The following is a 9080-nucleotide window of genomic DNA, read 5'->3' on the forward strand; positions in this document are numbered from 1 at the left end:
CGGTGTCCATGGCTTCCTGCCTCCGACGTCGTTCGTACAACCGTTCGGTTGTTTGTTTACTGTACCTCCAGCACCCGACGGAACCTAGGGTTCCCCCGTCGCGGGCCCTGTTTGGACGAGCCAACCCCACGCACAGGGAACCGGGAGTTCCGTCGGAGCCTCCACGTAGGCTTGCCCTCAGCAGGCTAACGACGAGTGGAGGCAGATCATGGGCGTTCCCGCAGGTGGCTGGTGGTGGTCAGAGGACGAGGGCTACACCGCGCCCGAACGCACGGTCACCGCGAGCGCGGAGGCGGTCCTCGATGCCTTGTATCGGCAGGCGGTCGGGGTGGCTGAACCCCGCGCCCGCGCCCGTGAGCTGGCGTCGCTCGAGCGCCTGTTGGCTGACCCCGCCGTGGGCATGCTCCGCCGCATCCGTGAAGCACGCACGGCGACGATCCGCGAGCGTGTCCAGGCAGGCGAGGACACCGCCACGATCGCCCGGTCGGAAGGCGTGACGACGCGCAGGATCCGCCAGCTCGCGGTGGAACGCCCCACGGTGACGCCTGCGCAGGCTCGTGCGGCGCATCGTGCGGCGATGGCTGCCCGCAAGCGGCACACCGCGGAGGCCCGGGCCGCGCGGATCGCCGAGGCACAGGGGTGGCAGGCGCGGATCGACTCGGGCGCCACGAACCGTGCCGAGCTCGCCGCCGAGCTGGGGATGACCCGCAGGGCGCTCGCGGACCGGCTCCGCGCCGCCAGGGCTGCCACGGAGGGTGCAGCGTGAGCGCCGTCGAGGCGGGGGTCCCGCCGTCCCGTTCGAGCCGATCGTTTCGTCGACGACCTGACGGAGGACGGGGGCATCGTGGGGGCGATCGTTGTCCGCCCTGAGGACCAGGTCGAGCCCACGACTACGGTCGAGGAGTAGCGTGCCGGCCGGCCGAACGGGTGAACCTAACGGTCCGATGGAAGTCCCAGTTCCCCCGTCGTGGGAGGAACCGGACGGCGAGCGCGTTCCAGCATGGGTGGGCCCGGCTACACCGGTGGACATGGACACGACACACCTCACCGCCGACCGCCTCGCCCGCGCCCTCGCGCTGACCACCGGGGGGATCGACGGGCTCGCGAACGACGCCGGGATCTGCGACCTGCGGCGGGCCATCGCCTACGCCGCAGACCTCCTCGCGGACGGCAGTGCGCTCACGGTCGCGCCGACAGGCGGTTGGTTCATGGACCTCGCGCTGGCCCTCGGACGCGCCCCGTCCGTCCTTGAGGTCGAGGCTCGCTGCGGGGGCGCCTGGTGGACGATCCTTGGCCACGCTTACGAGATCGAGGGGCGCGCCGGCCTGCTCACATGGGGGGTTCCCGACGACCTGCTGCGCAGCGTCGAAGCCGAGCTCCTCGAGGACCGTCTCGGCCTCACGCTGGATGACGCGACGGTGGGCGCGTGACCATCTACCCGGCCGCGGTGGCCGACGCCGCTGCGCTCGCGGTTGCCCTCCGCGCCCGGGTGGGCGTGCTCTACGACCGCGCCCCGACGGACGACACCTGGGAGCAGGTGACCGCTGACGCTCTCGCCGCCGTCACCACCCTGGCCGGCGCCGTGCCGTCGCTGCGGACCGTCTTCCACTGGACGGACATCGAGGCGCAGAACCCCGAGGAACGCCCGGAGCTCCGGGCGCTCGCCGCGGTCCGCAGTCTGGAGGTCAGGCTCCGTCACGCTCGCGGTCAGCGCGTGATGTCGCTCAGCCGTCCCTGACCCGCGCGTCGAACCGCCACGACCCGCTGCGGCCCGTCGGTGAGCACCGGATGTGCCGCAACGCCGTGCGGTGCCAGGATTGCTGGAGCGAGCCCACCTCACGACCACGGAGGACAGCGATGCGCCTGACCAAGCAGATCCGTCAGCAACTCCTCGTCCAAAATGAGGGATTCGAGACTGTTACGCGTTCCCGCGAGAAGAACTTCACCGAGAACCGCCAGTACCGTATCGAAGGCGGCCAACTGCACGTTCGAGCCACTGGCCAGACATCCTGGGCAGACAGCCGCTTCGACGACCGATTCATCGCTGACGACGCGCAGACCCACCGATTCCTGTACGAGAACCTCGGGCGGCTGAACACCGAGGGCCTCGACTGACCCACCAGGCGACAACACAGCACTGCTCCTTTCGCGGTGCAGGACTCGGCGCCTGCGCCACGGGTTGGCGGTCAGTCCTCGCGCCAAGATTCCTCGACGCATTCGGCGTCCTCATCCTCTATCTCACGGGCGTTGATCCGCTCGTAGGCGCCCTCAAGCTCACTACGAACGACATTCTCATCGCCGAGACGAGCGACGTGATAGCTGAAGAAGTCTCTCGTGGAGTGGATGAAGATGGGACTCACAACCTCACCGAGGACTGGGATCCCCGGACGCTGCTGATCTGTGGCTAGGTCCAGGATGACCGAGACCCAGCGGACCTTACGGAAGAGACGCAGCATCACGCTCACGGACGGTTCGTAGAACGTGACGTCAAGGTCATCGAGCGCCGCTCCGGCGGCGCACTCAAGGCCATCACTGATGAGTTCTGACTCAATCGCGCGCGACACAGCCCACCTGAGCGAGAGCAGGTCGCGCACGTCGTCAGACACCTCGAGGCCCCTCGCGAGGGCGCTCCACTCAGTGAAGGTGCTGACCTCAGCGTCGTCGTTCCAGAGAGAGTCGAGGTGTTCGTATCGGCCCGCGCCGTTAGCGAACCTCTCGATCATGCTGGTAAGTCCGGGATCGAGGTCATCGATCGGTCGGGCGAGGAACGCCGACTTGCGCGCGGAGGCACCCGACTCCGGTATCGAAAGAGTCTCGACGGCGTCGAGCAGACCGCCGATCTTGTGCGAGTAGCCCCGCAGTCTGGGGAACTGCCCCGTGGTCCCGTGTCCATGGCAGGCGATCGCGAGTTTACATAGACGCTCGAGGCCCGACGCGTAGGAGTACATCCCGACGTGGAGCGCGTAGTTGAGGTCATCGCTACCCCACGCGTCCGCTGCCTGCCCTGCGGGTACGGAGCACAGCCTCCTGAGCCCCGTCAGGGCGAGTTCGGTGGCGAACTGGGTCTCTGCGACAAGGCTATGCCAGACGTGAGGGGCCATCCAGCCATTCAAGCCAAAGAGGATCCTCGACGTGGGTGGTTCCGGTAGCAATTGCGACCCATTCCCGGTCACCTCCTCCCGGATCGTCGCAGCGGTGGCGCCGGCGGTGGCGTGTCGGGGTGGTCGAGCCGGTGCTGGGCGGTGGCGGCGATGGTCGCGTCGGGGTCGAGGGCGAGTGCTTGGAGCGCTGGTCCGGGGGCGAGTGGGTGGGCGGCGACGCGGGCGCGGATGTCCGGGGCGGGGCTCGTGGCGAACCTTGAGACGACGCCGGCACTGACGTTCGGGTGCGCGAGGACGGCGCGGATGAGGATCGGGTCGGCGTCGCGGTCCTGGTAGCCCGGGGCGATCGCAGCGATCATCTCGGCATCCGAGGAGGGGTCCAGCGCGGTCGCGAGGAGCTCTGCGGGGTCACCGTCCTGGGCGATCTGCCAGGCGGTGCGGCGGGGAGGGAGCGGACGTCGGGGCATGAGATCAGTGTGCGCGTCATCGAACGCCTGTTCGAATCAGGGCTCTCGCGGTGTGATGTCGACCACTATTGGCACGCTCGCGTGCTAGCTGGCGTCCGGCTCGTCCGGTGCCCATATCGCCATCGCATGAGACACCGGCGAACCGGACACGGCGTCGCGGTGGGTCGTCTAGACGTCCGGCTACCGTCAGTCACGTGGTCGATGGATCGGTGGGTGCGGGAGCGCACCGGGGCGGCGTGCAGGGCGCCCCGGTGCTGCTCCACGCTGCCACCAGCCTGCCTGAGGTGCCGGTGCCCGGCGTCCCGGGCCTCGTGGTTCGGTCCGCGCTCATGGACAGTGCCGGCCTGGCGGCCGTGCTCGGTATCCCACGATCGACCGTCGAGCGCATGGCTGCTGCTGGACAGGTTCCACACCTGCGGGTGGGTAAGCACATTCGATTCACCCCCGGGCACCTCGGCGAGATCATCACCGACGCCGAACGTCGCCCGCGGGCCGGTGTTCACAGCCAGAGCCGGGGGAGCGCGCGGACCCGCCTCTAGGCAGGCTCGACCGTCACCGTTGGGCGCTTACTCGCGCGGCGGCCGGGCCGAGCCGTGACCTCGGCCTGCGTCGGGGCCTGCTCGAGGTTCGTCGGCACCGCCAGCATCTGACGGGCCATCGCGCGGGCCGCTGTCGGGTCGTGCAGGTTCACGAGACCTCCGTAAACATCCATGGTGATCTGGATGCTGCTGTGTCCCAGTGCCTCACTGATGATGTGGATCGGCGCGCCGTCGTGGAGCGCCCAGACCACGAACGTGTGGCGCAACATGTGGATGGTCGGCTGCTTTGACAGACCTCGCGAAAGGGCGTCATCGCCAGCGAGCTTCCACCGGTTCTCGTGGAACTCCGGGTACCGCCAGGGGATGCCGCCGCGGGTCCGGAACACGTACTCGTTCGCGTCGCGCCCGGCGATCGTCGCAGCGAGAGCGGTTGCTGTCGGGCCATCCACGGCGACGAACCGGATCTTGCCGCCCTTCGGCGGGCCGAGCACCCAAGCCCGGGTTTCGTCGGCGGCGGTGTCCACAGGGGAAGGGTCGTCCTTGGCCCGCTGCGACCAGGCACGCTGCACGTGGAGGACCATGTGCCCGCCGTCCTGCACCTGGCAGTCACCGACTCGCAGGGCGGTGACCTCACCCCAGCGCATGCCGGTCGCGAGGAGCGTGTCCACGAGGAGGTGGACGTCGTCACGGAGGCACGCGCGCAGCAACGCCCACTCCGCATGGAGGAAGAACCTGATCTGGCGTCGGCCCCGGGCGCTCGCCTCGGGCAGGTCGCTGAGCGTGCACGGGTTGTCCGTCCGGAGCTTCATGCGGCCGGCACCGTGGCTCATGATGGACGAGAGGAGCCCGTGTCGGTTCCGGACACTCTTCGGGGCAACGCCCGCATCGAGCTGGTCGTCGATCCAGTCCGCGACGTCGTCGTCGTCGATCTCGGTGAAGCCGCGGTCCAGCAGCGTCGTCATGTGCAGCTCCACCGTGCGACGGTCACGCTGCAATGTGTACGGCTTCACTTTCCCGCGGCGGACCCGTCGCTCCTGCTGGGCCCAGTGCGACTCGGCAACGGCCCGGAGCGTGGGTGGGGGAGGGGTGTCGTCCGGCGTGACGTACCCGACGCCCTTGACCCAGCCCGTGGGCCACTGCATCGAGGCGTCCTCGACGTCGAGGCAGAACCGCCGGGCGGCGCGCTCCTCCGTGAAGGACTCCGACGCCCAAGCACCAGCTCGGGTACCTCCGATGCGCCATTTCACCTGGTACGTCGTGCCGCCATCAGCACGCTCGCGGGCGATCGGGGTGGGGCTCATGGGATCCTCCTGGGTGCCCCGTGTTCCCCGGGGTGTTCCCGCAGGATAACGAACGAAGGGCCGTTCCCCGCGTTTATGCAGGTGAACGGCCCTTCGTGTCGGCGGAGGATGGGGGATTCGAACCCCCGAGGGCTTTCACCCAACACGCTTTCCAAGCGTGCGCCATAGGCCACTAGGCGAATCCTCCCGGCCGGACGAGGATAGCCGACGCGAGCCGGGACTCAGAACTCGGCAGTGCGGGTCCGCCGACGGGCGGGCCACGGTCGCCACGCCTCACCGGCGGCGGGCAGGAGCCGACGGACGCGAGCCGACTCGGTGACGTCGGCCGGGGTCGAGCCACCGCCTGCCCAGCCGTCGGGCTGCGTCAGGCTCCAGGTGATGCCGTCGTGGGTGACCGACTCGGCGAACAGTCCGTCGGCGACCCCGAGCACGAGCCGCTCGAGCCCGTCCGCCTCGCTCTCGACGGGCTCGTCGCACGCGTCGCAGCCGCAGATCGGGAAGACGGACTCATAGGCGGCACCTGCCTTGACGCCGATGCCGGGGTATCGGAGCCAGGCGAGCGTCAGCGGAGCCGCGTCGGGCATCGTCGGCGTGAGTCGCACGGCGCGCACCGCCGGGCCGACGCAGGAGAGCGTGAAGGGGGCTGAGTCGTCGCGCGTCACCTCGTACCGCTCGAGGAGGTGCGCGACCAGCGCGTCGGCCACGTCGTGCAGGGGGGCGAACCGTTCCGGGTGCGAGTCGTGGGAGTACGTCGCCTCGGGTGGGCGGTCGGACCACCGGCCGCCGTACTCGTACGACGTCCCGTCGGCGGCCGTGAAGACCTGGCGCGGGATCGGCGGGCGGACGTACGGCACCCGGCGAGCATAGGGAACCGGTGCGCGGAGGGGTGGCCGGTGCGGGCATCCCGAACCGCGCGACGGCCGACGCCCACACGTCGTCGCCCTACGCTGACCCCGTGACTCCGCTGCCCCCACGGTCCGGCGGCCCGGGCCAGGTGCCCGCAGGTCCGTCCGACGACGCCCTGCTCGCCGCGCTCGCCTCCCACCTGGGGGTCGCGCTGGCCCCGCGCACGTTCACCGTCCGCGGGGACGTGCGGGTCAGCGTCGACGGCACGGACGGTGGGGCGGATGCGCCGCCTCGGTTCCTCGTCGTCGTCAACGGCGGGGCGGGGCAGCTCAAGAGCCTGCAGCGCAACAAGGTGATCGCCGACGCGTTCAAGCTCGACTGGTTGCGCGGGGTGCTCGCGCCGGGGGCGCGGGCGGTGCTGGTGGTGTCGGAGCCGTACGCGCGGCTGTTCGCGTCCGGGGCGTGGCTTCCGGTGGCGGTGCGCGAGCGGGGCATCGAGGTCGCGGTGGTCGACTCCGCAGGTCACGTGCGTCTCCTGGCGGTCTGATCTCGACTTCGAGATGTAACGCACGTGTGCGACTGCACGTAACACGCCGTGGATAACGTCGTCCCTGTCAACGATCCCCGCGGGCCGTCGACCGTGTAGCTTCCGCCCGCTCTCCATGCGATCTGCGGCCTCTTTCGGGCTGCAGAGAGAAGGGAGGGCCCATGGGCCTGCCACACCCGGAACCCGATGCGCAGGGCGCGACCGTCGTCCTCGTCGGCAATCCCCGCCCCGCGTCCCGCACCGCCACCGCCGCGCTGCGCGTCGCGCAGGTGCTCGACCCGGGCACCGAGCCCACGCTGGTCGACCTGGCCACGTTCGGACCCGCGGTGCTCGACCCGGACGCCACCGAGGTGGCCGACGCGATGGCGGTCGTCGCCTCCGCCCGGCTGCTCGTCGTGGCCAGCCCGGTGTACAAGGGCGCCGCGACCGGGCTGCTCAAGGCGTTCCTCGACCGGTACGGGCCCGGCGGGCTCGCCGGCGTCGTCGCGCAGCCCGTGATGGTCGGCGCGAGCCCCGGGCACGCGTTCGCCGTCGAGGCCACGCTGCGACCGGTCCTCGTCGAGCTCGGGGCGACCTGCCCCGTCGCCGGCCTGTACCTGCAGGAGCAGCGGCTGCCCGCGCTCGGCACCGAGGACGACCCCGTCGTCGCCTGGGCCGACGCGGCCGCCTGGCCGCTGCTCGCGGCGCTCGCCGCCCGCACCCCGGTCGTCGCCACCGTCTGACGACCGTCCCCGCGCCGCGGCCCCGACCGGCCGCAGCCGACCGCACACCCCCACCTCGCCTCCAGGTCCCGACCCCGTCGTCGGACCTGCGACCTGGCGCACCCTCCGCGCCGCAGGAGACATCCCATGACTCTGCTCGATCCCGCACCGGCGACGAGCCGGCCGACCAGCCTCCTCGAGGAGCCACGCGCGTTCCGTGACGGGCTGTCCTCGATGGTCACCTCGGTCTGCGTCATCACGACCGCCGTCGACGGCCAGCGCTTCGGCTTCACCGCGAACTCGGTGACGTCGGTGTCGATGGACCCGCCGCTGATCCTCGTCTGCCTGGCCGACACCGCCGAGTGCCACGACGCGTTCCTGGCCACCGACTGCGTCGCCGTCAACGTGCTGGCCGAGGACCAGGCGCACCTGTCGACCGTGTTCGCCACCCGCGGCGCCGACAAGTTCGCCGCCGCACCGTTCCACGACGGCCTCACCGGGGCGCCCGTGCTCGCCGACGCGACGCTCACCCTCGAGGGCCGCGTGCACGAGAGGACCACGGCGGGCGACCACACGATGGTGCTCGTCGAGGTCACCGCGGTGGCCCGTGGCGAGCGCACGCCGCTGACCTACCAGGGCCGGCAGTTCCGCCGGCTGCTCACCACGGAGGAGTGACGATGACGGCCACCGAGCTGCTGCCCCCGCACGTCCTGACCGACCCGGACCACATCGTCGTGCGCGGCGTGCACAAGACGTACCCCGGCGCCCCGATCCGGGTGCTCGACGACATCGACCTGGTCATCGCCCGCGGCTCGTTCGTCAGCCTCATCGGGCCCAGCGGGTGCGGCAAGTCCACGCTGCTGCGGGCGGTCGCCGGGCTGGAGCCGATCGACGGCGGCGAGCTGACGATCTTCGGCGCGACGCCGGAGGAGGCCTGCGGGTACAAGGCCGTCGGCCTGGTGCCGCAGACGCCCGCGCTGCTGCCGTGGCGCACGGTCGCGCAGAACGTGTCGCTGCCCGCCCGGGTCAACCGGCGCGCCGAGCACCGGCGGGCCGCCCGGTACGGCATGGGCGGACCCGCCCGCACCGCCGGCGGCGTCGGGACGGCCGAGCTGCTCGACCTCGTCGGCCTGGCAGACCGGGCCAAGGCGTACCCGAGCCAGCTCTCGGGCGGCATGCAGCAGCGGGTCGCGATCGCCCGGGCGTTCGGGCTCGAGCCCGACGTGCTGCTCATGGACGAGCCGTTCTCCGCGCTCGACGAGTTCACCCGGGAGGCCATGCGGCTGCACCTGCTGCACCTGTGGCAGCGCATGCAGACCACCGTGCTGTTCGTCACCCACTCGGTGCGCGAGGCCGTCACGCTCTCGGACCGGGTCGTCGTGATGTCGGCCCGCCCCGGGCGCATCCACGAGGTGATCGACGTGGACCTGCCGCGCCCGCGGGACCGCGAGGTGCTCGCCGACGCCCGGCTGCACGAGGTCGAGGACCGCGTGCGCGACAGCCTCCAGGACGCGTGGGACTCCGGCGCCAAGCCGGCCGACCTCGTGCCCGCCTGAGCCGACCGAACGACGAGAGGAC

At 71.0% G+C, this 9080-nt stretch carries 13 protein-coding genes and 1 tRNA gene; 9 read left to right on the top strand and 5 right to left on the bottom strand.

From position 1 onward, the window contains the following. Positions 1-208 precede the first annotated feature (208 nt). From BKA22_RS09550 to BKA22_RS09565, 4 genes are all read left to right on the top strand, one after another. Positions 209-766, top strand: coding sequence for a hypothetical protein (locus BKA22_RS09550; protein WP_146954448.1), 558 nt, complete (start codon positions 209-211; stop codon positions 764-766). A gap of 262 nt (positions 767-1028) precedes the next feature. Beyond that, entirely contained in the window at positions 1029-1430 is a 402-nt protein-coding gene (locus BKA22_RS09555) for a hypothetical protein (protein WP_179561731.1), read from the top strand. Further along, complete coding sequence (locus BKA22_RS09560) at positions 1427-1738, top strand: hypothetical protein (protein WP_146954450.1); 312 nt, start codon at positions 1427-1429, stop codon at positions 1736-1738. The genes BKA22_RS09555 and BKA22_RS09560 overlap by 4 nt, the downstream gene beginning before the upstream one ends. 119 nt (positions 1739-1857) lie before the next feature. Continuing rightward, a complete protein-coding gene (locus tag BKA22_RS09565) occupies positions 1858-2115 on the top strand; it encodes a hypothetical protein (protein WP_146954451.1) in 258 nt (85 codons plus the stop codon). A 71-nt stretch (positions 2116-2186) separates the two neighbouring features. Here the strand turns inward: BKA22_RS09565 and BKA22_RS09570 are convergent, their stop codons facing one another. Together BKA22_RS09570 and BKA22_RS09575 are read right to left on the bottom strand one after the other, a co-directional pair. Beyond that, entirely contained in the window at positions 2187-3101 is a 915-nt protein-coding gene (locus BKA22_RS09570; RefSeq protein WP_146954452.1) for a hypothetical protein, read from the bottom strand. 68 nt (positions 3102-3169) lie between these two features. Continuing rightward, positions 3170-3568 (bottom strand): hypothetical protein, encoded by a 399-nt coding sequence (locus BKA22_RS09575; protein WP_146954453.1) that lies wholly within the window; start codon positions 3566-3568, stop codon positions 3170-3172. 329 nt (positions 3569-3897) lie between these two features. Between BKA22_RS09575 and BKA22_RS20500 the strand changes: the two genes are divergently transcribed. Then, the gene (locus tag BKA22_RS20500) at positions 3898-4107 is read left to right on the top strand and encodes a helix-turn-helix domain-containing protein (RefSeq protein WP_223203735.1); all 210 of its coding nucleotides are present in this window, start codon (positions 3898-3900) and stop codon (positions 4105-4107) included. On the opposite strand, the gene BKA22_RS09585 is transcribed toward BKA22_RS20500, so the two are convergent. The 3 genes from BKA22_RS09585 to BKA22_RS09595 form a co-directional block, all read right to left on the bottom strand. After that, positions 4104-5408, bottom strand: coding sequence for a tyrosine-type recombinase/integrase (locus tag BKA22_RS09585; RefSeq protein ID WP_146954455.1), 1305 nt, complete (start codon positions 5406-5408; stop codon positions 4104-4106). The two genes, BKA22_RS20500 and BKA22_RS09585, sit on opposite strands and share 4 nt — an antisense overlap. A gap of 102 nt (positions 5409-5510) precedes the next feature. Further along, a tRNA-Ser gene (locus BKA22_RS09590) sits at positions 5511-5595 on the bottom strand. Positions 5596-5629: 34 nt separating this feature from the next. Then, positions 5630-6262 carry a DUF6226 family protein gene (locus BKA22_RS09595; RefSeq protein ID WP_146954456.1) on the bottom strand — a complete coding sequence of 211 codons (633 nt, stop codon included), beginning with the start codon at positions 6260-6262 and terminating at the stop codon, positions 5630-5632. A 101-nt stretch (positions 6263-6363) separates the two neighbouring features. Between BKA22_RS09595 and BKA22_RS09600 the strand changes: the two genes are divergently transcribed. From BKA22_RS09600 to BKA22_RS09615, 4 genes are all read left to right on the top strand, one after another. Further along, positions 6364-6801 carry a hypothetical protein gene (locus BKA22_RS09600; RefSeq protein ID WP_218866616.1) on the top strand — a complete coding sequence of 146 codons (438 nt, stop codon included), beginning with the start codon at positions 6364-6366 and terminating at the stop codon, positions 6799-6801. A gap of 161 nt (positions 6802-6962) precedes the next feature. Then, on the top strand, positions 6963-7523 hold the full coding sequence (locus tag BKA22_RS09605) for an NADPH-dependent FMN reductase (RefSeq protein ID WP_146954457.1): 561 nt from the start codon (positions 6963-6965) through the stop codon (positions 7521-7523). A gap of 126 nt (positions 7524-7649) precedes the next feature. Next, positions 7650-8177, top strand: coding sequence for a flavin reductase family protein (locus tag BKA22_RS09610; protein WP_146954458.1), 528 nt, complete (start codon positions 7650-7652; stop codon positions 8175-8177). Positions 8178-8179: 2 nt separating this feature from the next. Continuing rightward, entirely contained in the window at positions 8180-9058 is an 879-nt protein-coding gene (locus BKA22_RS09615; protein WP_146954459.1) for an ABC transporter ATP-binding protein, read from the top strand. Positions 9059-9080: the final 22 nt, after the last annotated feature.

Origin of the sequence: Cellulomonas soli (genome assembly GCF_013409305.1) — a bacterium.
GTDB lineage: Bacteria > Actinomycetota > Actinomycetes > Actinomycetales > Cellulomonadaceae > Cellulomonas > Cellulomonas soli.